Below are 21035 nucleotides of genomic sequence, written 5' to 3'. Positions count from 1 at the left end.
GTTATTGCATTATATCATCACTAGCATCAAGTAAATGTGCGTATTTTGGATTACGTCCTGCAAATGCATGCAGTTTATCACCATAGCTGGTAATTAATTGACGCACTAAATTTTCAGTGTAATCAGCACCACGGTAAGCATAGCCAGCTTTTGCAGAAGTTGATTCAAAATCACTCCATAATAGCTCAATCCAAACTCGTGCACGTCCTACTGACATTTGCGGGTTTTTTGCAAGTAACTCAGCCGTTAGTTTCTCGATTATTTCTTCCATTTATTTGCCCGCCTTTACAGGAGATAGCATTGAAACAGGTAACGCCTCTTGGTATTTTTCGCCCCCTAAGCGATGTCCCCAGGCAAAGCGTCCTTTTAAATAATCCACTTGGAAAAATTCATTTGCAGAACCGTCAATACGATACATTTCTCCAGGAATTATTGTATCCAAATCCACTAAATAAGCTGCAGCCATTAAAGACTTACGCTCGTATACAGCGAATTCATTAATAATACCTAGCTGTTCCGCCTTACGTGCCTTTTCCTTTAACATGGCTATTTCCTCACGTAATTCGTGCTCTGACATTGCAGCATAATTTTTTTCGTTCATTCCTCATTCTCCTTCTCTTCTATAAAACGATCTATAACCTCTATAGGAAACCCCTTTTGATAGAGTGCCTGCTTTATTTTCATTTTCAGTTCATAACCAGTATACTTCGATGAATACTTTTTCCAAACTTTTTCGCCTTGTACATCCAGAAGCTGTTGCCATTCATCTTCAGCTTGCTCGATCTCTATTTGACCAAGCACCTCATCAACAACACTAAAAGAATAACCTTTTCGCATTAAAAAATCTTGAATTTTAGCTTTTATTTGTGTTGGAGTTTTCTTTTTTTCTGATCGAATGACTTTCTCAGCCAATTGTGTCGCAAGCTTCACCTGTTCCGCATGACTATATGTAGCAAGTACCTCATCCTGTAAGCTTTTATCAATCCCTTTTTTCATAAGGTCTTGCCGAATTGCCTTTGGTCCCTTTTTCATCGTAGCTTTTTTCGAATCGAGTAACGCCTTGGAATAAGTTTCATCATTTAAAAAACCGTATGATTTAAGCTTTTGTATCGCTTCTAAAATAACTGCTTCGCCAAACTCTAACGCAAGAAGCTTTTTCTTAACCTCATGCTCACTGCGCATTTGATAAGACAAAAAATTTAAACCTTTGTTAAAAGCTTTTCGAATCTCATCCTCATAGGCAATTTCCTGAATATCAAATTCCTCAAGAGCTTTTCCCTTCGTTAATCCAAATTGAAGGAGAATTGCCTCATCTACAGGAAAAGCGTATTCTTCATTCAAATATATATTATAACGTTCTGGATTGTTTTTTTGACGTGCAATTTTCGTAATAATACGCATTCGTAACACCTCACTATGTACCATTATAACATCTTTCGTGGGTATTGCTTTTTAGGTATTTCGGTGTTCGCCGGTATTTTTCATTTCGCGCGGTTTTGTCCTTTTTAATATTAGAAGATCAACATGTACAACCTACTGTTTTAAAAAAATTATGCGTTGCGTCGGCATATTTTCATTCAGTGGCTTTAATTCCTTCATTTAAAAGAAGCAATTTTTGAATAAAATCAACAAGGATAATTCTTTAAAAATAACGCATTCTAATGAAAAAGAAAGGATGCGTTTTTATGTGGAAACAGCATATTATAGGATCGGTCATCGCTACTTTTATTATTGCCGCGGCAATTAGTTATAATCCATTTTCGGCCTCCGGTTCTGATGAACACAATTGGGGCTTTAAACGCGCGAAAAACGGTGAACAAGCAGAGGCTGGTGCACAGCTTGATCAGCTAGTTGAGAAGTATGGTGCAATTTATAAAGGAAAGCCTGATAAAAAAGTTGCTTATTTAACCTTTGATAATGGATATGAAAATGGGTTTACAGAAAGCATTTTGGACACATTGAAGAAGGAACACGCACCAGCTACCTTCTTTTTAACTGGTCATTATTTAGATAGTGCCCCCGATTTAGTAAAACGTATGGTTAAGGATGGCCATACGATCGGCAACCATTCATGGGGGCACCCAAATATGGCGAGGCTTACGCCAGATGGTATGCGTAGTGAATGGAAGAAACTCGATGATAAGTTACGTGAATTAACAGGTATTAAACGTACATCATATGCTCGACCACCTGAAGGTACATTTAATGCGAAATTATTAGAGGTAGGCAATGCTGAAGGCTATCGTCATATTTTCTGGTCTGTTGCCTTTAAGGATTGGGAAAGGGATGTCCGTCGCGGCGCAGATTACGCATACAATGCATTAATGGAACAGCTACACCCTGGTGCTGTTATTTTAATGCATACAGTTGCACAAGATAATGCAGAAGCTCTTCCAAAGTTTATTGCCGAAGCGAAAAAACAAGGCTACACATTTTTATCCCTTGACGATTTAGTTTTAGAATACGAAGATTTCCCTGTCGCTTTGCAATCGTCTGCTCCTTAGTTATAATGGGGAGATGATATTAAAAGAACAGGGACGTGGAACGCTTGACGCAGCAAACAACAATGGAAGTAGGACAAAAATTTCCTCTAACAATAAAAAGACTTGGTATTAACGGTGAAGGTGTAGGCTTTTATAAGCGTAATGTTGTATTCGTAAAAGGCGCTATTCCTGGTGAAGAAATTACAGCACAAGTGACTAAAACACAACGAAACTTTGCCGAAGCAGAAATAATCACTATTCGCAAAGCTTCAAAATATCGTCAGGAAGCACCTTGCCCAGTTTACAATGAATGTGGCGGCTGTCAGCTTCAACATATGACATATGAAAAACAGCTAATTGAAAAGCGTGATATCGTAATTCAAGCACTAGAACGCTATGCTAAGCCTTTAGCGAATACAGTTAAAGTTCACAAAACGCTAGGGATGGATAATCCATGGAATTATCGTAACAAAAGTCAATATCAAGTACGTAAAGAAGGTAAGCGTGTCTATGCAGGGCTTTTTGCAGAAGGTAGCAACAAGTTACTGAACATCAATGATTGCCTTGTGCAACATCCAATTACGTCAAAAATTACAGTGGCCACACGTAAAATTTTACAAAAACTGAATATTACTATTTACGATGGTCGTACGCTTGATGGCCTAGTGCGTACGATTGTTGTACGTACAGGGGTTCGTACAGGTGAAACGCAGGTCGTGCTTGTGACAACACGCAAAGAAATTCCACATCTAGCTGAACTCATTGCACGTATAAAGAAAATCGACCCAAGCATCGTATCGATCGCCCAAAATATAAACCGTGAGAAAACATCGTTAATCTTTGGCGATGAAACGATTGTCCTTGATGGCAAAGAAACAATTCACGAGGAGCTTGGCGAATTAGCCTTTGATTTATCAGCTCGCGCCTTTTTCCAACTGAATCCAACACAAACCGTTCATCTCTATGATGAAATTAAAAAAGCAGCAGCATTAACAGGCAAAGAAACAGTTGTAGATGCTTACTGCGGTGTTGGGACAATTGGTTTATGGCTAGCTGACAAAGCAAAAGAAGTTCGTGGGATGGATGTTATTCCAGAAAGCATTCAGGATGCACGTAAAAATGCCAGAAATCATGGCTTCAAGCATACAAAATACGCAGTCGGCACAGCCGAAAGTGTCCTAGCAAAATGGCGCAAGGAAGGATTTACACCAGATGTTATTACAGTAGATCCACCCCGCACAGGTCTAGCGCCAGAATTCATCCGCACTGTGTTGAAGCTAAAACCGAAGCGCTTTGTTTATACGTCTTGCAACCCATCAACTTTAGCAAAGGATTTAAATGAATTGTCGAAGTTTTATGATGTAGAGTATATTCAGCCAGTGGATATGTTTGCACAGACGGCGCAGGTAGAATGCGTTGCTCAACTTATATTAAAAAAAGTACATTAATCCTTTAAAAGAAGGCAACTACCCTTCCAGGTTGTTGCCTTCTTTCTTTATTTGCAGTGAATTTTCAAAGTTATATGAAATCGCAATTCACCATTTTCTATATATATCCTTACCAGCGATTCTTCGCTATTTTCACCAAGACAACGTATAATAAGAGAAGCAGAAGAAGAATTCATTTTTCCTCTAGTTAAAAAAAGAGGTGCAATTACTTGAAACAGTTTGAAACAGCATTACCTGAGCAGTATGAAACATTAAAGAAACAGGCCAATTATACGTCTAGCTGGCGAGAGCGTTTAGACGCAGTCGAAAAGTTATCGGCTTATCAACATGACAAAATCATAGATTTATTAAAAAATCGTATGCAGCATGATACTGTCAACAAGGTGCAATTAGCAGCCTATGAAGCACTTGTGGCGCTTGGCGAGGACGTAGAGAAGCCATTACCTGCACGTTTTGATATTATCAAAGGAACAGACAAAATTTTCCTGCGGGTTAAAAAGAGCTTGCCGAAGGACCATACAGTGGCAGACTTTGCAGATAAACTAAAACGTATGCGTTTAGATGTCTTTGATGCGTATGAAGGCGACAAAGGTGTACAATTTATGAACTGGTTAGAGGAACGTTGGGCGAAACTGTAATCAGTAGTTTTGCGATTTATGAAGGAAAGTCATTCTCTCCGCTTGTGGAGGGAATGGCTTTTTCTTATCTTACGCTGCGGTTTATCGAAACAAATATTAAATTGTATTACTTCTTTTCTTTGATCATTTATCTTTATTGTTTAATGATAAAACAAACACCTTATTAATCAACTTAACTGCCCTATAGCTACAAAAAAAGAGTTAATCTCAATTCTTAGTATTTAAGTAAATCTCACTAAACTTTAATTAAATTACTCTAAATTTAAGACTCAATATTTTTTAAATATCTTTACAAGCCCAAGCATCAATTTCTACTTTATATACTGGCGCAGCTAAAGCAACTACATATATCATTGTCGTGCAAGTGAGATGTTCACCTAAAAAATCCGCTATAATAGTTCTTCTTCTCTCTGCTTCAAAATCACCCACTAAATAAAAAACCATTTTCGTCAAATCACTAACTTGCATATTAGCAGATTCCAGATTTCTTTTTATGTTGTCCAAAGCTACCTGCAATTGCTCTAAGGGATTCTCTGGTACTGTTCCGTCCACTTCCATTCCTAATTGACCCGACAATGTGAGCCACTTACTAGGGCCTGTAACCTCTATTTGGTGTATGTACGGTGCTACTGGTGTATGTACAGTTTCTGGATTTCTTGATATTTTCAACCTTTATCTCCCCTTTGTTTTTTATTTCCCAATTATTCATAATATTTTAACATCACTTTCTCTTTTGAGTAAATATACACAAAAAACATAGCGTCGAAGCGCCAAAAATCAACACTTCACCCCAGAAAATGAAAGATGATTAAGTTCTTTCATGGGAGTTGAAGTTGAGTAGCCGGTTGAAAAATGCAGATTTACAGCGTTAATAAATTGTCTATTTATACTCGTTTTTATTCGGACAGCACACCCGCAGCGTTTTCCGCAAAATCTTGAAAAGTCTTATTGTGACTATGTTCATATACCTTTGAATAAAAATTTGTAAAGATAATATTCATACAAAAAGCCACAAAACACTGATTTAACAGCATTCGTGGCTTTTGAAAGTATTACCAAACTTTGATTTGAGAACGTTATTTAAAATTTATTTGCATACTATATAATCTTAAGCGAGCTAAGGTGCTTTTAAATTTAATAAAAATAGAGGTGTTGGTTATTTTGAGATTATATCTACCTTATCCAACCCACGTTGAGGGGGATTAGAATCTAATTGGGAACCGTCCCAATATACAATTACATGGGTTCCAACTTGGAAATCCACATATTTACCTATTTCAAAACTATAATATGCTCCCCCCTTTTCTTGAGCAAGCTTTATTAATTCGTCCAGCTTCTTATTAGAAATATCTTCAGGAAGTATATTTGGTATAACCAAAATTTGGTTTATCCCATCTGAAAGTTCTTTTATATCTACAATAACGCCTTCCTGATGTTCCAAATTTGTATCCTCTTGTCCACAACCAGCTATTAGGAAACTCAGTGCAATTGCTAAAGCAAGTAGTTTTTTCGTAAATCTCCCCTCCTATTGAATTAGACGTTTTTTAAATAGTTTAAGTTAGAATTTATAATAAATAAAGCTCCCAAAGCGTCGTTTGGTAATCTTTCACAAAAAGTTGTTATTCAACAATCTGGCCCGATTGTTGGACACAAGTTAAGCATCATTGTTGAACTAATCTGATTAAAGGGACAAGTAATTGACATGATTTAGTTAAATAAACAAATATAAAGTTTAATTTATTAATTAAAAAGCGACTGATTCAATGGTCTTAAAAATTTGAGTGTATACTCTATACGTAAATATCCTGTACTATTGACTATAAAAGTTTCAAAATCACTTTTTTTGAAACTTGAACAAAAATTTATAAATATCAGAATTGTTGCGCACCTCCAATCTTTCTTCATATAATTTAATATTCTTTGAAATTTATTTTGTTTTGCATAAGCGGATTATATAATAGTGCTTTAAACCGAATATAAAAGTATAAAAAGGCGTCTCCTAAAACTAAGAGACGCCTGTTTTGTATATTATTTTTCTATGTAATGCACAGCTCCAGCTGCCTGGTGGATGACGGACGGTCCAGAAAAATCAACACCTTAACCAGTAATCCAGGATTTAAAAGATTTTTAAACGTTAAGTTTTTAACTTTAATACGAAAGATCTTTGAAACGTAAACTTTGGACTTTTATCTTTAATCTTTGAGCTTTTACCTCAGATTATTAAACTATCCATTTTGTAGTAAGACATGTTTCAGGTTTTAACTCGCACACATGTCTTGAAGCGCGAGCGACTTTTCGTTTTCCGTTTTCGCTAGGCCATGCATATTTAACTAAGCTTTCACTTCAATAAATGTCGTCGCGTTTGATTCCGATAATACAGCGTCAACCTCTGACTCGAATTCTTCAATTCGATTACTTAACGTCTCTATTTTCTTTTTAACATTCATCGGATCAATTAATTCATACTCGTTTCTTTTCATAAAAGTGTCTGTATGTAATTTGACTTCCTCTGGAGATTGTTTATCTTTATTTCCTAATATATTAACTAAATATGTTTCTAGCTTTGCTGGAAGCGCATCATTTTCTTTAGCAACCGTATTTATCGCTGAACGATACTGCTGTTGCATGACTTCTAACAGTTCCTTTTCATATTGAATGGACTGTTTGCGTTCAATTGCTTCTGCTACAGTCATTTCTTCTTTTCCTACTATTACTTTTGTTTTAGCATTGGATTCTACAACTAGTGCCTTAATTTGATTGCGATAATCAATTAAGCTAACTACTTTATCGAATGAGGCTTGCATTTGCTTTTCATATTCTTGAATCTCTACACCATTAATTTTGCTATTGCTTTTACGATTAGCTAACACTGAACTCACTTCATTCGTTGCTGCTTCGATACGGTGATTTAGCATCTTTAATTCTGTTAATGCACGATGAATCGATAATTTTTTATACTCTGGCATGTGATAATCTCCTCATAAATTAGTAATCCTAGCTAGTGTTCTTCTATTATATATAGATAAAAATCCAAAGTCCAAATATTGCTATCTCAAATAGTATTTGATTTTATGTTTGCTTGTCTGTATAATATCATTCTAGGTGCCAAACCTATGTGACTTGGACGGAACATCCTTGTCACGCAAAAAACGCCATAACAGCACGGATTTGCTGGGCGTTTTTTGTTTTATGAGCGGGAAGATGAGCCCCGCTCTTTTATTTTGCCCAAAATTAGACATTGCGCAAAAACTTCCGAGCCGAGCAATTACATCGTCTAGCTCTTCATTTCTTCTGCTTACCCGAGCGACCCTGCTTTAAGGATAATATTTACATCGTCATTGGTCCCTTATTTTTATTCCGCCCAAATACTAGCAAAACAATGGCTATAGCTAGCAAAAGCAACGCCATTAATAAAAGAAAGCTGTAATTTACATATTCTAAATAAACGCCTCCTAAAAATGGCCCTGTTAGGCTACCAATGCTAAGGGCAATGCCGCAAAGAAGATTTCCTGTTGGTAGTAGCTCCTTTGGTGTTAAATCAGCCATATAAGTAATGCCTAATGAAAACATCGATCCGACTAATGTTCCTGTAAAGAAAAACGCGACCGCTACTGCCATTTGTGAATGCTCTAAAAAACTGGCAATCCCAAAAATAGCAGCCCCTCCAAACGAGCCGATCATCAAGACATAGCGTCGTCCTATTTTATCAGCTATTGCACCAAGCGGCACTTGCGTTACAATTCCACCAAATGTAAAGACTGATAAAATAATAGGAATCATATTCACGTCAAAGCCTTTACGCAAAGCATATACAGGGAACAAAGCATTTAATGAAGACTCTAAAAAGCCATAAACAAATGGCCCTAAAAATGCAATCCATCCAAATACAATGGCCATTTTATAACGATGCCAGCCCCTCGCATGTAGGTCTCCCGTTAAACGCTCTGGCTTTTCATTTTGTAAAAGGAATACAAAAGCCCATGCAAATAAGCACATAATTGAAGAAATAATAAACGGTAATGCCTCTGAAACTTGTATAAGTTTCACCATCAAAGGTCCGACTGCGAAGCCTGTACTAAAGGACAAGCCATAAATAGCCATACTCTTTCCTAAGCTTCTATGATCTGTGGTGCTTGTAATCCACGTTTGTGTTGCAAAGTGTAATGCATGGTCCCCCACACCAATAACTAAGCGGAGGATAAACCAAAAGGTCACACTCTTCCATAAAGGAAAAGCTAACAGCGAAACGAAGACAAGCGCCCCGCCAATTAAAATAATAGGTTTGTAGCCCCATTTTCGTAATGGCTGCTCGATAAACGGTGAGATTAATAAAGTTCCTATGTATAGACCTGTTGCATTCAATCCATTCAACGCAGAGGAAACTCCATCATGTTCGAAAATAATTGAAATTAGCGGTAAAAGCATCCCTTGTGAAAAGCCTGAAATAGATACAATTAACACTAAAATGGCAAATCTTTTTTTGCTGTAATCTGAGAAGTATGTCATCTTTTCCTCCAACATCAAATCAATCTTCCAAATAACAGCATATCAAAAAGCCTTAGCGCTCACCACATGTGATTTTACGCTAAGGCCTAACTAACACTTATCTCCATTTAATTGTATAAACACGAATTTCGGCTTTTTTATTGGCCGAGTACTTGTTTAAACTCCCTCCTTTTCGAGTTAGAGTTTTTTGACCTTTTAAATCAGCTCCTTTACTTTTTCTTAATATTAATTTAACACACACGTTTAATATTGTAAATATTCTGTCTATTGATTTTTGCAAAATAATCGCTAAGTCCTAGGCGTTTACCTAAACATTGAAATTTAGTCCCAAATCAGCTAAGATGGAGGGGATGAAATGAGGTGTATGTATGTCAAATCCAATCACTGATAAAAAACAGCAAATGAATTACTTAAAAGAACGTCTTGAAATGTTTTTAGAAGTTTTAGATGCCATTGATCCTGAAACAACTGAATTAGAGGATATTGATCGTTTAATTCAAATGATGGATGATCTAGAAGACAAAATGGAGCAATTTAATGCTCGTGAACAATAATTACTAATGAAGATAAAAGCAAGTGGAGGCTCTAATCATCCACTTGCTTTTTTGTTAGTAACAGTCCCAATTATATAGAACTTTACTAAAATCTTTACGTTTCAACTCATCCTCTGTGATGAAAAAATTGCCGACCCCGACATCCCCCCACAGAATATGATCGCCTACACTGTCAATTTGCAGCAACAAAATTGTTGAATCTGTATAATCACCATAAGCTCTTGGATCTTCTTGCGTAAAGAATGGGTATCCCCCGATTTTATGACCTGTACTATTTAATGTTTCATAAAATGAGTCTACTAAATGATCATCTTCTTCTATATTAGCAAGAATCTTCGCATATCGTTTTTCACTTCTGAAGTCATTTGCTGATAATGGTTCATAGCCTGCTCCAAAGGACAATGCCATTTCTTTTTCCACTGGAAAGTATAATTCTTCTTCTTTCGCTTCAACAAATGAGAAATCTTGTATTAACTGTGATTCATCACTAACAATATGTTCGTGGAAAACAACGCGGAAGCCCTCCTGATTTTGACCATTGTCAAAATCCATCCCTAATACATCGTCGTAGCCATCAATATAAAACTGCAAGATTCCCTCTTCAGGAAAGTTTGGTAAATGCTTCGGTACATCTGCAAAATTAATTTGAGCCAATAATTTTAATGGTCGCCCTTCTGGATTTTTCGGGTACTCCATTGCTAGCGGAAAATATGGATTGCCTTCAAACTTACTTTCAAATAAAGAAGTTTTTCGTTCTTCCGTTTCAACAAATACGGTAGGCTGTATCGTTTCCTCGATTACTGCCCTATATTGTTCAAATGCTTCAGGTAAATTAAGTAACTTCATACTGACCCCCCTTAAAGAAATTTTACATTTATTATAGAACAAATGTTCTTTTCTGACAATCTTTATTCCTATGAAACTTGAATAAGGCAGGAAACCTACGTTAAACGGTAAAGATGATCAAGCAAGAGCATAAATCAAGTGCTTTTCGTAGTTTGATCTAGCCGGTTCTTGATTTGATCGGCTTCGCTTCAAAACTGATCGGCTTGGCCTCCCAAAACTATTTACCTTCTGGACGATTCGATTGGCTGAACTCTTAATGACCAGCCTCCCGAGAAAATGTATTCGATTCCTACTATATTCGTCTTAAGATATTATTTATTCCCCTGCTTCCATTACCTTATTAAAACCTTAACAATAGATCGGTTTACATAATTTCACATTAAAATGACCTCTTTTTAAGAATAGACCTTTAATTCCGACCGCAATGAGTTGAACTCTTTTTTTCATTAGTTGAAAAGAGTATAATGTAACGTGGAAATAATCAAATTTTCTATGGGGGGCAATACTAAATGAATATCCAAACTTTGGAGAAAAGTCTTTACGATTTAATTACTGAAACATCTACTAATCTACCAAAAGACGTACGTCGTGCAATTAAGAAAGCTAAAGAAGCTGAGAATGCTGGTACTCGTGCTGCAATGAGCTTAGACACAATCTCAAATAATATTATTATGGCAGAAGATAATGTATCACCAATCTGTCAAGATACTGGTCTACCAACATTCAAAATTTATACTCCTGTTGGTGTAAACCAATTAGAAATTAAAGAAGCTATTAAAAAAGCTATTAACGATACTACAGCAGATGCAAAATTACGTCCAAATGCGGTTGATTCTTTAACAGGCGCAAACAGCGGTAATAACCTTGGTGACGGTCTTCCTGTTATGAAATTCGAACAATGGGAAAAAGACTATATTACAATCAAATTAATCCTTAAAGGTGGCGGCTGTGAAAACAAAAACATTCAGTATAGCCTACCTTGCGAGCTTGAAGGTCTTGGCCGCGCTGGTCGTGATTTAGATGGTATCCGTAAATGTATTATTCACTCAGTATACCAAGCACAAGGACAAGGCTGTTCAGCTGGCTTCATCGGTGTAGGTATCGGTGGAGACCGCTCTTCTGGTTACGACTTAGCGAAAGAACAATTATTCCGTCATGTGGAAGATACAAATCCAAATCCTGATCTTGCTAAATTAGAAGACTATGTAGTAAAAACTGCTAACACATTTGGTATCGGTACAATGGGCTTCGGTGGTGAAGCAACATTACTTGGCTGTAAAATTGGTGTTATGCACCGTATCCCTGCATCATTCTATGTATCAGTAGCTTATAACTGCTGGGCTTACCGTCGTATGGCAGTGGACATCAACCCTCAAACTGGTGAAATTATTAATTGGCATTACCAAGAAGGCGAAAAAATCACATTTAAAGAAGATGAAGTTGCAGCAACAACAGAAGATACTTCTACAGATGTAGTGGAACTAACTGCACCAATTACTGAAGAACAAATTCGCTCTCTAAAAGTGGGTGACGTTGTTTCAATTACTGGTCGTATGTATACTGGCCGTGACGCCATCCACCATCACTTAATGAGCCATGATGCTCCAGTTGATCTTAATGGACAAGTTATTTATCACTGCGGCCCTGTAATGGCAAAAGACGAAGAAGGCAACTGGACAGTAAAAGCAGCTGGTCCAACTACTTCTATTCGTGAGGAGCCATACCAAGGTGACATCATGAAAAAATTCGGTATCCGCGCTGTAATTGGTAAAGGCGGTATGGGACCAAAAACACTTGCTGCATTAGAAGAGCACGGTGGCGTTTACTTAAATGCAATCGGTGGTGCTGCACAGTACTACGCAGACTGCATCAAAGGCGTTGAAGGTGTTGACCTAATGGAATTCGGTATTCCAGAAGCGATGTGGCACCTAAACGTTGAGAAGTTCACAGCTGTTGTAACAATGGACTCACACGGTAACTCACTACATGCAGACGTAGATAAATCATCCCTAGAAAAACTTGCACTACATGCAGAACGTGTTTTCTAATCGGGAAAATTTCTTTTATAAAACGTTACATTGATAAGTAGTAATGTTTTTAAGCTATGGCGATAGCAAGGAATGCAAGCATTCCTTAAGAAAGGCATTTTCACTGCACAAATTTAAAAAGCACAGAATATTCCTATGAATAACTGTGCTTTTTCTTATGTTCAAAATTATTTCAAAATACATCAATTAACCCCCATATCAATATTCTTGGACTACTTCTATCCCCTTTTATTAAAAATCCCTTCAAATTTCTTACTTTCTTTTTTTAAATTCCTTTGTTATAATAATTCTAAATTAAGAAGGGATTGATTGAAATCTATTTTCAATTAGAAGCAGTGTATACACATTGATTTATATAGGTTTTGATATTGATTTTCATTATCAGGAGGGATACAAGTGGAAAAGATTAATCGAGAAAATATAAGCTTAATTGAGAAAATCAAGGAACATGCTGAATTAATCGCTGCCCTTATAGCAGGTTTGTTTATTTTGCTTGCATGGCGTTTAGATACGAACGGGCAAACAACAGCTTCTATTATTTTATATATTGTTGCATTTTGTGTTGGTGGGTTCGCTAAAGCTAAAGAAGGTATTGAAGAAACCATTGAAAATAAGGAGCTTAACGTTGAGTTATTAATGGTATTAGCTGCAATCGGTTCTGCAGCAATCGGTTATTGGACAGAGGGCGCTATTCTAATTTTCATTTTCGCTGTAAGTGGCGCTCTTGAAACATACGCAATGAATAAAAGTCATCGTGAAATTTCTGCACTCATGAATTTACAACCCGAAGAGGCTTGGCTTGTTCGCGGTAATTTTGAACCAATGAAAGTTTCTGTCTCTACATTACAAATCGGAGATCACCTACTCATAAAACCTGGTGAACGTGTACCAGCAGACGGAATAATCTTTAAAGGACAGTCTTCTATCGACGAATCTGCGATAAGCGGCGAGCCTCTGCCAGTGGCAAAACATGAAGGCGACGAGTTATTTGCAGGTACAGTGAACTTAAATGGTGCCATTACGATGGAAATGACAAAACCAAACTCTGAAACACTATTCCAAAAAATTATCCAACTTGTACAAAGTGCTCAGAGTGAAAAATCACCTTCTCAACAGTTTATCGAAAAATTTGAAGGTACTTACGTAAAATTTGCACTACTCGCTGTTGCGCTAATGATGTTTTTACCCCACTTCGTACTCGGCTGGGACTGGACAACAACTTTCTATCGCGCAATGGTCCTTCTAGTAGTTGCTTCTCCATGCGCACTTGTTGCCTCCATAATGCCCGCAACACTTGCAGCCATTTCAAATGGCGCAAAACACGGTGTGCTATTCAAAGGAGGCTTACATTTAGAGCATCTAGGCGCATTACGTGCACTAGCAGTAGATAAAACAGGTACTTTAACACAAGGTAAACCAACTGTTACTGATTTTATCGTTCGAGAAGGATTAGACCGAGAAAACACACTGGCAATCCTTGCAGGTATTGAAGCACAATCAAACCACCCTCTTGCTCAAGCAATTACTTTATTCGCAAGAAAAGAGGGTATCACAAAGTTTCCACAAACCACTATTGAAGATATCCCAGGTTGGGGTATTAAAGGTTACGTTAATGAAATAGAGTATCTTGTTGGTAAACCAGACTTTGTTGGATTAGACGAGGCAAATGAATTCGCAAATAGCGTAGCAGAAAGCCTTGCCTCAGAAGGAAAAAGTGTTATTTTCATGCGTGACAAAGATGGTATCGTTGCATTAGCAGCCTTAAAAGATACCGTTCGTAGTGAAGCAAAAAAAGCAGTGTCATTATTAAAAGAGCTTGGTATTAATGTAGTCATGTTAACAGGAGACAACGAGAAGACAGCAAAGGTTATTGCCAAAGAAGCAGGCGTGACAGAGTATGTTGCTGAATGTCTTCCTGAAACAAAAGTGACTGAGATGAAACGACTTCTTTCTCAACATAAATTTGTAGGGATGGTCGGTGATGGTATTAATGATGCACCCGCATTAGCAACTGCAACTACCGGAATTGCTATGGGAGAAGGAACAGATGTAGCTTTAGAAACAGCAGATGTCGTTTTAATGAAAAACGACTTATCAAAAATTGCCTATGCAGTACGTTTATCACGTAAAATGCAACGCATCGTTAAACAAAACATTTTCTTCTCAATCGGCGTTATCGTTTTATTAATTGCCTCAAACTTTTTACAAATTGTCGATTTACCTCTAGGAGTAATCGGACATGAAGGAAGCACCATTTTAGTAATTTTAAACGGCTTACGTATGCTTAATAAAAACATCTAAAACAAACAGCCTCGTATCACAAAGCGTGATACGAGGCTGTTCTTTTCGATATTCCTAACTTTTCGTTCACGTCTTCTGCTTCATGAGTTCCTTTTGCAATACTTTTTTCTGCATCGTCGCATTTAAAATTCCACCAAAAATTAAAATAATCCCCGTGAAATATAGCCAAAGCATTAAAATAATTACGCCTCCAATACTGCCATATGTAGAGGAAAAATTAGCGAAATTATTAATATAAAAAGAGAAAGCAAATGTTACTGTCACCCAGGCAAGAGTTGAAAACAATGCCCCTGGCCAAACGCCCATTATCTTCAATCGAGGATTTGTATTTGGAACAAATCTATATACCCCCATTAAAACAATAAAAATAAGCAGCGGTGGTATTGACCAACGCATTCTATACCAGATGATTTCAAATTGCTCCTCAATGCCAACTATCGAAAATAAGAAATGCCCTACATGTTGCCCAAAAATCGGTAAAAGTAGAGCGACAGCAATCACAACGACAAATGCTAAGGTGAAAACTAGGGATAATCCTCGATCCAATAGAGTAGCCCTAGTTTCTGTATCATAGGCCTTATTCAAGGCTCTAATTAATGCATTAATCCCCTTGGACGCAGACCAAATTGTTCCAAGCACCCCTACGGATAATAAACCACTATTTCTATTTGTTAAAATTTCATTTAACGTATTTTCAACAAGCCTATATACCTCGTCCGGCATTATGTTCACTAGAAATGAATACACTTGCGTCGTCTTCAAATTCAAATACGGTAGTAGTGTAACTAGAAAAATTAATAGCGGGAAAAAAGACAGTAAAAAGAAATAAGCCAATTGCGCCGCAAGAGCTGATATTTCCACTCGCCGTAAGCGTAGCACTAAATCTTGCATAAAGCCTCTTGATGTCATCACATCTACAGTGTCTTCTTCTGGTGAGACAAATGATTTCACCACACCAACTGCTGAATGTATCGATGCTTTTTTCTTCTCCATTCAAATCCCCTCCCGAACGACAACTATTCTTTATTAGGTAAAGCAAAGGCTGATTTCGTATCATTAATCATGCCTTCGATTGTGGAAGGTAATTCTTTAAATTCATCAACTTTATCAATGATCGAGTTGACATTTTCTGAAACATTTTCACACATCACTTTAGCAGCCAGCACCTTTTCCTCAACCAGTACTTGTAATTCCTCTCGATTAGCTGCATAATACGATATTGCTTCTTTCATTTTTTTCGTTGAAGCAATTGTTTTTTCACGCGTTGAACGGTCTAACATGCTTAATGCAGCACCTACTGTGGCACCAACTACGATGGATGCTAATAATTTACTTCGTCCCATATTAAATACCTCCTGCTTGATAAGCGTATATTCCTTAAGGATAATTAAGACTCATCACCAAAAGTTAAGTATGATTTACGTATGCCTTTATATATAAGTGGAGTGAAGACTGAGCGACTTACGCTTTCGTACAGCCCCGATGCGCATCGTCCAAACAGAAATCAACCACAGCTATGGTGATGAACCATAATTAAACTGTTACTGCCCTTATTCTACCCAATAACAGTCTATTTTTAAAGCAATGCCCAAATACGTGTTGACATTTTTTTTATTCAATGAAATGATATTTTCGAGGATTACGAAAGGTAGGTTTAAATAATGGATTTATCGGTACCGTCAAAAGAAAACGTTATTTATATGGTTGATCAAATGAAAGATAAGCTTCGCATGGTTAATGTTGATGCGATGAAATCGGAAAATTTCGATGAAGCTAACTACGAAGACCTAGTCTATTTATACGAAATGATCATGAAGCGCGATACATTTAGCCCAAGCGAGATGCAAGCAATCGTTGCTGAATTAGGATCTTTACGTAAATAAATAGGGTTTTGTAAATAAAAAGCTATTAGCAATGCAGGCACCAAAGCCGTTTGCTAATAGCTTTTTTCTATTTAGTATTTTTTACGGCAGAACCATCCTCAGTGACAAGTGGTTGTATCAACACTTCTACACGACGATTTTTCGCACGTCCTTCTTTAGTATCATTTGGCGCAACGGCACGATTCTCACCGAAACCTTGTGTACTAAAGTTTCGATCATCTAAATTCGAGTTACTCTGCAATAAAATTTCCGCGAAGTTCACTGCACGCATCGCTGATAGTTGGAAATTAGAAGAAAAGTTTGGACCTGCTGGAACATTATCCGTATGACCAGTAATAATAATATTTCGTGGTGGATTAGATACCAATACATCTGCAAGCTCTTTAGCTATTTGCCTATATTCTGGTTTAATCTCAGCTTTCCCTGGATCGAACAGGATACTATCACGAATTGTAACAAGTAAACCCTCATCAGTCATCTCTGTTGCGAATTGACCTTCCATTTCATGAACAGCGATGAAATTATCTACACTATCTTTAATTTGAGCTAACTCCTGCTGATCCTTTAAGTAAGCCGAATTTTGCTGCGTTTTTGGTGTTTGGTCACTTTCTGCATTCGGACTTTCTAACGGTGCAGGCTGCTCTAAAAAGCTTGTACCACCATCAAACACCTGATTAAACACCGCCGACATTCTATCTAGCTTCTCTTGGTCTACTGAACTAGAGGCAAACAGTACAATAAACAATGCTAGTAACAGCGTTAAAATATCCGCATATGGCACTAACCAAGACTCATCAACATGCTCTTCATGCTTTTTTTTCTTAGCTTTCCTTGCCAAGGCCGTCCGCCCCGCTTTCATTCGAAATTTGACGACGTTCTTCCATCGTTAAATAAGAAGATAGTTTTTGTTCGATAACACGAGGTGCCTCCCCTTCTAAAACTGAAAGGATACCTTCGATCATCATGCGTTTTTGTTTTACTTCTACAGCAGATTTACGTTTTAATTTATTGGCAAATGGATGCCATAATACGTAACCTGTAAAAATACCTAATAATGTTGCCATGAAGGCTGCTGAAATGGCATGCCCTAATTTATCTATATCGTTCATATCTGCTAATGCGGCAATTAACCCTACTACCGCACCTAGTACCCCTAAAGTCGGGGCATATGTACCTGCTTGCGTGAAGATTGCAGCACCACTAGCATGACGTTCTTCCATCGCTTCGACTTCTTCTGTCAAGACATCACGAATATAGTCAGCATTTTGACCATCAATTGCTAGTGTAAGTCCATTTTTTAAAAACGGGTCTTCTACTTCTGAAGCTTTACTCTCAAGCGCTAAGAGACCTTCACGACGAGCCAAATCTGCCCATTGTGAAAACATCTTAATAATTTCAATATCACCTGCTAATTTTGTTTCTTTAAAAAGAATTTTAAATAGCTTTGGTACACGCTTTAACTCCTTCATAGGGAAGGCAATTGTTACTGCGGAAATTGTACCGAAGATGATAATTAGAATAGCTGCTGGGTTATAAAACGCACTTAAGTTTACACCCTTCAGCACCATTCCTGTTAATAGCGCGATAAACGCTAAAATTATCCCTACTACCGACGACAAATCCATTTTCAAACCTCCAAATCTACTATCACAATGTTATTTTCGTCTAATTTTCCATATTTTAAATATAGTATAAATGTATTTCACATTTTTTTCGATGTAATAATTACTTTTTATTCACTTTTCGACCATTTTTGATTATATTGAATTAAGAATAATACACTAAATTGTCTTTATTTGAAAAAAGTTAAGAATTTGTTATTATCCTTCGACACAAAATTACTAAAATATGTTGAGATTGTCTGTAAAATAGGAGTAAATAATCAAAAAAATCCACACTTCCATTTAAGTAATTCGACTGATGATTAAAAACGAGTTCAGATAATTACTAAAATATCATATAAAAATAATGAAAAAACAGTTTAATGTCGATTTATCAAACAAAAAACATTTTCACACTCGCTATGAAAACGCACCGAAAGACTCATTTAATTTCTCCACATATTTAATCAATTTTACCCCGGCATAATTGCGCCTAGATTCGGCTTTATGCTTGCACAAAGAACTCCTTTCACCAACTAAAGACCGAGACTAATGTGACGCTTCTCTTTTGTGATAAAACAATTACTAAATGAAGTTAAATTATATAATAGGCAAATTGTTGCGCTAATGCTGGGAAAAGACTAGAAATTGTTTTGAAAAAAACAGTAGTACCACACCAATCACCAATTTCATAGTGGTATAGAGGGTGGGCAGGAAACGTTCTTTGAAGAGTTATTGAAGATTGAGTTCAACAGAAGTTTGGCACATAATTTTATAATCATTAATAGGCAAATTAATATATAAACCTTTGTCGATTACAGGTATAAAGAATCTGTTTTTAACATTAAAAACTGGACAATTCAAGCAATTTATCCCTACTAATAATAGTCTAGACTAGGTATGTTATGGATGTCATAAATTCTCCTTAGATTTTCCTAGTAACCTATTGTATAATTACTTTAGATAATATTGTAGATTATTTTAGTAGAGGGGAGCTTTTATTATGTTCATTACGACTGTACTAGGCTTTTCAGCCGTTTTACTAATTTCATTGGGATTCTTCATCCACTACCTACAAGTCGGTTTAGATACTAAGTCTTCAGTAACTGTAGATCCAAAACCAAATGAAAAATTTTAATTTCGTTGAAAGAGGCTGGGACAGAACTCGGTTATATTGAAAAATAGCGATAATGGGTAATAACTTTTTCACTTCACTGAGTTAAATATTCCTTCCTAAATCAAAAAAATGTTAGGCCGTGTGCATCTCGGTCTAACATTTTTTCTTTTTGTATCAGCCTCTTTTTTTATCGTCTAGCAGTTGTCACTGATTTTTAATTATTTTGATTTACTAAATAAATTATCAAACTTCTTTTTTTTTCAAAAAATTGCGCGAATATTGTCATTATTATTTGCATATTCATCATTTTGCTCTAAAATATTTTATTAGGGAAGGGAGCAATCTTTCATGACAATGTTACAAGATATTCTAAAGTTTAATGAAGATTTCGTTCAAGAAAAAAAATATGAGCCTTTTATTACTACAAAGTATCCTGATAAACGTATTGTTGTTTTATCTTGTATGGATACTCGACTTGTAGAGCTGTTACCTAAAGCTATGAATTTGCGTAATGGCGACGTTAAGATCGTTAAAAGTGCTGGTGCATTAGTTAGTCACCCTTTTGGTGCAATTATGCGTAGTTTACTTGTAGCTGTTTATGAACTACAAGCAGATGAGGTATATGTTGTTGGACATTATGACTGCGGTATGAGTGCAGTTGACCCAGAAGCAATGCTAAGCAAAATGGTTGCCAGAGGGATTACCCCTGAAACTATCAATACGATAGAATACTCAGGTCTTGATTTGAAAGAGTTTTTACGTGGCTTTGGCGACGTATCAACAAGTGTAAAGAAAAGCATCGATACAATTCGTAATCACCCGTTAATGGTTAAAGATGTGCCTGTTCATGGATTAGTGATTGATCCTAATACAGGTCGCCTTGATTTAATTGTAGATGGTAATAAACAATAGTAAAAAAGAAGCGTCTAACTTTCATCTCTTTGAAAGTTAGACGCTTCTTTTTATTGGCCCTCTAAACGTGCATAAATATAATGATCCACCCATTTACCGTTAATATACAGCAGCTTTCTCAAAAGACCTTCACGCTGAAACCCAGCCTTTTCTAAGACTCGGATAGAAGCATTATTTTGTGTTGAAACATAAGCCTCCACTCGATGTAAGCCTACTTGCTCGAATGCAAATTGTACGACCATATTAACCGCCTCTGTCACGATCCCTTTTCCAACATAAATTTCATCCATCGCATAGCCCACAAACGCACTGGAATACGGTAAACGTTTTACTGCATAAATAGCTATATGTCCTATTAGATTATTTGTACCTGGCTCAAAGATACCGAAAGTAAATTCCCTTTTTGAGTCCATTAAATATAAGCTGTCTTGAATTTTTTTATATTGAGCATTAATTGTATAATATTCCGGTCGTTGTAACGGTTCATATGTAGACCAAAAGTATTTATTGCGACTTACGAGATCGGTTAAACTTTGTGCATCTTTTTCATAAAATGTGCGAATGTAGCATTTCCCACCTTGAATTGATACCACATTTTCACCCTTTTTCCTCAATAATCTCCAAATTTTAAGCACCATTTTCCACACTAACCTTCCGATAATTATCAATACATTTTAATGCCTGCGTTCATTCAATTT

The 21035-nt window shown here is 36.6% G+C and carries 22 protein-coding genes; 9 read left to right on the top strand and 13 right to left on the bottom strand.

Annotation, left to right across the window (positions count from 1 at the left end; genetic code table 11):
- Position 1 precedes the first annotated feature (1 nt).
- Genes MOK21_RS19075 through recX form a run of 3 tightly spaced genes read right to left on the bottom strand, consistent with a single transcriptional unit; the run spans position 2 to position 1401 of the window.
- Entirely contained in the window at positions 2 to 271 is a 270-nt protein-coding gene (locus MOK21_RS19075; RefSeq protein ID WP_249075535.1) for a YfhJ family protein, read from the bottom strand.
- The gene (locus MOK21_RS19070) at positions 272 to 601 is read right to left on the bottom strand and encodes a YfhH family protein (RefSeq protein ID WP_249075534.1); all 330 of its coding nucleotides are present in this window, start codon (positions 599 to 601) and stop codon (positions 272 to 274) included.
- Positions 598 to 1401: a recombination regulator RecX gene (recX, locus tag MOK21_RS19065; RefSeq protein WP_249075533.1), complete on the bottom strand. Its 804-nt coding sequence runs from the start codon at positions 1399 to 1401 to the stop codon at positions 598 to 600. Before recX ends, MOK21_RS19070 begins: the two co-directional genes overlap by 4 nt.
- Before the next feature lie 284 nt (positions 1402 to 1685).
- Here recX and MOK21_RS19060 point away from each other — a divergent pair, with 284 nt between their 5' ends.
- The 3 genes from MOK21_RS19060 to MOK21_RS19050 all read left to right on the top strand — a co-directional run bounded on the left by MOK21_RS19060 (position 1686) and on the right by MOK21_RS19050 (position 4569).
- Positions 1686 to 2504, top strand: coding sequence for a polysaccharide deacetylase family protein (locus MOK21_RS19060; protein WP_249075532.1), 819 nt, complete (start codon positions 1686 to 1688; stop codon positions 2502 to 2504).
- A 44-nt stretch (positions 2505 to 2548) separates the two neighbouring features.
- A complete protein-coding gene (gene rlmD / locus MOK21_RS19055; RefSeq protein WP_249075531.1) occupies positions 2549 to 3931 on the top strand; it encodes a 23S rRNA (uracil(1939)-C(5))-methyltransferase RlmD in 1383 nt (460 codons plus the stop codon).
- Positions 3932 to 4140: 209 nt separating this feature from the next.
- A complete protein-coding gene (locus MOK21_RS19050) occupies positions 4141 to 4569 on the top strand; it encodes a HEAT repeat domain-containing protein (RefSeq protein ID WP_249075530.1) in 429 nt (142 codons plus the stop codon).
- A gap of 279 nt (positions 4570 to 4848) precedes the next feature.
- Here MOK21_RS19050 and MOK21_RS19045 read toward each other — a convergent pair whose 3' ends face one another.
- The 4 genes from MOK21_RS19045 to MOK21_RS19030 form a co-directional block, all read right to left on the bottom strand.
- A complete protein-coding gene (locus MOK21_RS19045; protein WP_249075529.1) occupies positions 4849 to 5238 on the bottom strand; it encodes a RidA family protein in 390 nt (129 codons plus the stop codon).
- Positions 5239 to 5725: 487 nt separating this feature from the next.
- Positions 5726 to 6010: a DUF3221 domain-containing protein gene (locus MOK21_RS19040; RefSeq protein ID WP_249075528.1), complete on the bottom strand. Its 285-nt coding sequence runs from the start codon at positions 6008 to 6010 to the stop codon at positions 5726 to 5728.
- A gap of 889 nt (positions 6011 to 6899) precedes the next feature.
- The gene (locus tag MOK21_RS19035; protein ID WP_249075527.1) at positions 6900 to 7535 is read right to left on the bottom strand and encodes a hypothetical protein; all 636 of its coding nucleotides are present in this window, start codon (positions 7533 to 7535) and stop codon (positions 6900 to 6902) included.
- A 361-nt stretch (positions 7536 to 7896) separates the two neighbouring features.
- Complete coding sequence (locus tag MOK21_RS19030) at positions 7897 to 9075, bottom strand: MFS transporter (protein WP_249075526.1); 1179 nt, start codon at positions 9073 to 9075, stop codon at positions 7897 to 7899.
- A 368-nt stretch (positions 9076 to 9443) separates the two neighbouring features.
- Between MOK21_RS19030 and MOK21_RS19025 the strand changes: the two genes are divergently transcribed.
- Positions 9444 to 9629, top strand: coding sequence for an SE1561 family protein (locus MOK21_RS19025; RefSeq protein ID WP_049668848.1), 186 nt, complete (start codon positions 9444 to 9446; stop codon positions 9627 to 9629).
- 54 nt (positions 9630 to 9683) lie between these two features.
- Here the strand turns inward: MOK21_RS19025 and MOK21_RS19020 are convergent, their stop codons facing one another.
- On the bottom strand, positions 9684 to 10475 hold the full coding sequence (locus MOK21_RS19020; protein WP_249075525.1) for a YwqG family protein: 792 nt from the start codon (positions 10473 to 10475) through the stop codon (positions 9684 to 9686).
- A 509-nt stretch (positions 10476 to 10984) separates the two neighbouring features.
- Here MOK21_RS19020 and MOK21_RS19015 point away from each other — a divergent pair.
- Positions 10985 to 12523 (top strand): fumarate hydratase, encoded by a 1539-nt coding sequence (locus tag MOK21_RS19015; RefSeq protein WP_283164802.1) that lies wholly within the window; start codon positions 10985 to 10987, stop codon positions 12521 to 12523.
- A 396-nt stretch (positions 12524 to 12919) separates the two neighbouring features.
- Positions 12920 to 14824, top strand: a complete 1905-nt coding sequence (locus tag MOK21_RS19010) for a heavy metal translocating P-type ATPase (protein WP_249075524.1) — start codon at positions 12920 to 12922, stop codon at positions 14822 to 14824.
- Positions 14825 to 14890: 66 nt separating this feature from the next.
- Here MOK21_RS19010 and MOK21_RS19005 read toward each other — a convergent pair whose 3' ends face one another.
- On the bottom strand, positions 14891 to 15817 hold the full coding sequence (locus MOK21_RS19005; RefSeq protein ID WP_249075523.1) for a YihY/virulence factor BrkB family protein: 927 nt from the start codon (positions 15815 to 15817) through the stop codon (positions 14891 to 14893).
- A gap of 23 nt (positions 15818 to 15840) precedes the next feature.
- Positions 15841 to 16167, bottom strand: a complete 327-nt coding sequence (locus MOK21_RS19000) for a YtxH domain-containing protein (RefSeq protein WP_249075522.1) — start codon at positions 16165 to 16167, stop codon at positions 15841 to 15843.
- A 318-nt stretch (positions 16168 to 16485) separates the two neighbouring features.
- Here MOK21_RS19000 and MOK21_RS18995 point away from each other — a divergent pair, with 318 nt between their 5' ends.
- Positions 16486 to 16707, top strand: a complete 222-nt coding sequence (locus tag MOK21_RS18995; RefSeq protein ID WP_249075521.1) for a DUF1128 domain-containing protein — start codon at positions 16486 to 16488, stop codon at positions 16705 to 16707.
- Positions 16708 to 16774: 67 nt separating this feature from the next.
- Here MOK21_RS18995 and motB read toward each other — a convergent pair whose 3' ends face one another.
- A complete protein-coding gene (motB, locus tag MOK21_RS18990) occupies positions 16775 to 17545 on the bottom strand; it encodes a flagellar motor protein MotB (protein WP_249075520.1) in 771 nt (256 codons plus the stop codon).
- On the bottom strand, positions 17529 to 18332 hold the full coding sequence (motA, locus tag MOK21_RS18985) for a flagellar motor stator protein MotA (protein ID WP_249075519.1): 804 nt from the start codon (positions 18330 to 18332) through the stop codon (positions 17529 to 17531). The genes motB and motA overlap by 17 nt, the downstream gene beginning before the upstream one ends.
- Positions 18333 to 19311: 979 nt before the next feature.
- Here motA and MOK21_RS23825 point away from each other — a divergent pair.
- Together MOK21_RS23825 and MOK21_RS18980 are read left to right on the top strand one after the other, a co-directional pair.
- Positions 19312 to 19446 carry a hypothetical protein gene (locus MOK21_RS23825; protein WP_283164800.1) on the top strand — a complete coding sequence of 45 codons (135 nt, stop codon included), beginning with the start codon at positions 19312 to 19314 and terminating at the stop codon, positions 19444 to 19446.
- Between the two features lie 327 nt (positions 19447 to 19773).
- Entirely contained in the window at positions 19774 to 20337 is a 564-nt protein-coding gene (locus tag MOK21_RS18980; protein WP_249075518.1) for a beta-class carbonic anhydrase, read from the top strand.
- Positions 20338 to 20387: 50 nt separating this feature from the next.
- Here MOK21_RS18980 and MOK21_RS18975 read toward each other — a convergent pair whose 3' ends face one another.
- Positions 20388 to 20975 (bottom strand): GNAT family N-acetyltransferase, encoded by a 588-nt coding sequence (locus MOK21_RS18975; protein WP_249075517.1) that lies wholly within the window; start codon positions 20973 to 20975, stop codon positions 20388 to 20390.
- Positions 20976 to 21035 lie beyond the last annotated feature (60 nt).

Origin of the sequence: Lysinibacillus sp. BPa_S21 (genome assembly GCF_023337795.1) — a bacterium.
Classification (GTDB): Bacteria; Bacillota; Bacilli; order Bacillales_A; family Planococcaceae; genus Lysinibacillus.
Note: the sequence above shows the minus strand (reverse complement) of the source record. Positions and strands in the feature narration are given on the sequence as shown.

What these genes read in the sequence shown, in the direction of transcription:
- MOK21_RS19075 (WP_249075535.1), bottom strand. Translation starts at nt 271, where the DNA reads ATGGAAGAAATAATCGAGAAACTAACGGCTGAGTTACTTGCAAAAAAC.
- MOK21_RS19070 (WP_249075534.1), bottom strand. Translation starts at nt 601, where the DNA reads ATGAACGAAAAAAATTATGCTGCAATGTCAGAGCACGAATTACGTGAG.
- recX (WP_249075533.1), bottom strand. Translation starts at nt 1,401, where the DNA reads ATGCGTATTATTACGAAAATTGCACGTCAAAAAAACAATCCAGAACGT.
- MOK21_RS19060 (WP_249075532.1), top strand. Translation starts at nt 1,686, where the DNA reads ATGTGGAAACAGCATATTATAGGATCGGTCATCGCTACTTTTATTATT.
- MOK21_RS19035 (WP_249075527.1), bottom strand. Translation starts at nt 7,535, where the DNA reads ATGCCAGAGTATAAAAAATTATCGATTCATCGTGCATTAACAGAATTA.
- MOK21_RS19030 (WP_249075526.1), bottom strand. Translation starts at nt 9,075, where the DNA reads ATGACATACTTCTCAGATTACAGCAAAAAAAGATTTGCCATTTTAGTG.
- MOK21_RS19025 (WP_049668848.1), top strand. Translation starts at nt 9,444, where the DNA reads ATGTCAAATCCAATCACTGATAAAAAACAGCAAATGAATTACTTAAAA.
- MOK21_RS19020 (WP_249075525.1), bottom strand. Translation starts at nt 10,475, where the DNA reads ATGAAGTTACTTAATTTACCTGAAGCATTTGAACAATATAGGGCAGTA.
- MOK21_RS19015 (WP_283164802.1), top strand. Translation starts at nt 10,985, where the DNA reads ATGAATATCCAAACTTTGGAGAAAAGTCTTTACGATTTAATTACTGAA.
- MOK21_RS19005 (WP_249075523.1), bottom strand. Translation starts at nt 15,817, where the DNA reads ATGGAGAAGAAAAAAGCATCGATACATTCAGCAGTTGGTGTGGTGAAA.
- MOK21_RS19000 (WP_249075522.1), bottom strand. Translation starts at nt 16,167, where the DNA reads ATGGGACGAAGTAAATTATTAGCATCCATCGTAGTTGGTGCCACAGTA.
- MOK21_RS18995 (WP_249075521.1), top strand. Translation starts at nt 16,486, where the DNA reads ATGGATTTATCGGTACCGTCAAAAGAAAACGTTATTTATATGGTTGAT.
- motA (WP_249075519.1), bottom strand. Translation starts at nt 18,332, where the DNA reads ATGGATTTGTCGTCGGTAGTAGGGATAATTTTAGCGTTTATCGCGCTA.
- MOK21_RS23825 (WP_283164800.1), top strand. Translation starts at nt 19,312, where the DNA reads ATGTTCATTACGACTGTACTAGGCTTTTCAGCCGTTTTACTAATTTCA.
- MOK21_RS18980 (WP_249075518.1), top strand. Translation starts at nt 19,774, where the DNA reads ATGACAATGTTACAAGATATTCTAAAGTTTAATGAAGATTTCGTTCAA.
- MOK21_RS18975 (WP_249075517.1), bottom strand. Translation starts at nt 20,975, where the DNA reads ATGGTGCTTAAAATTTGGAGATTATTGAGGAAAAAGGGTGAAAATGTG.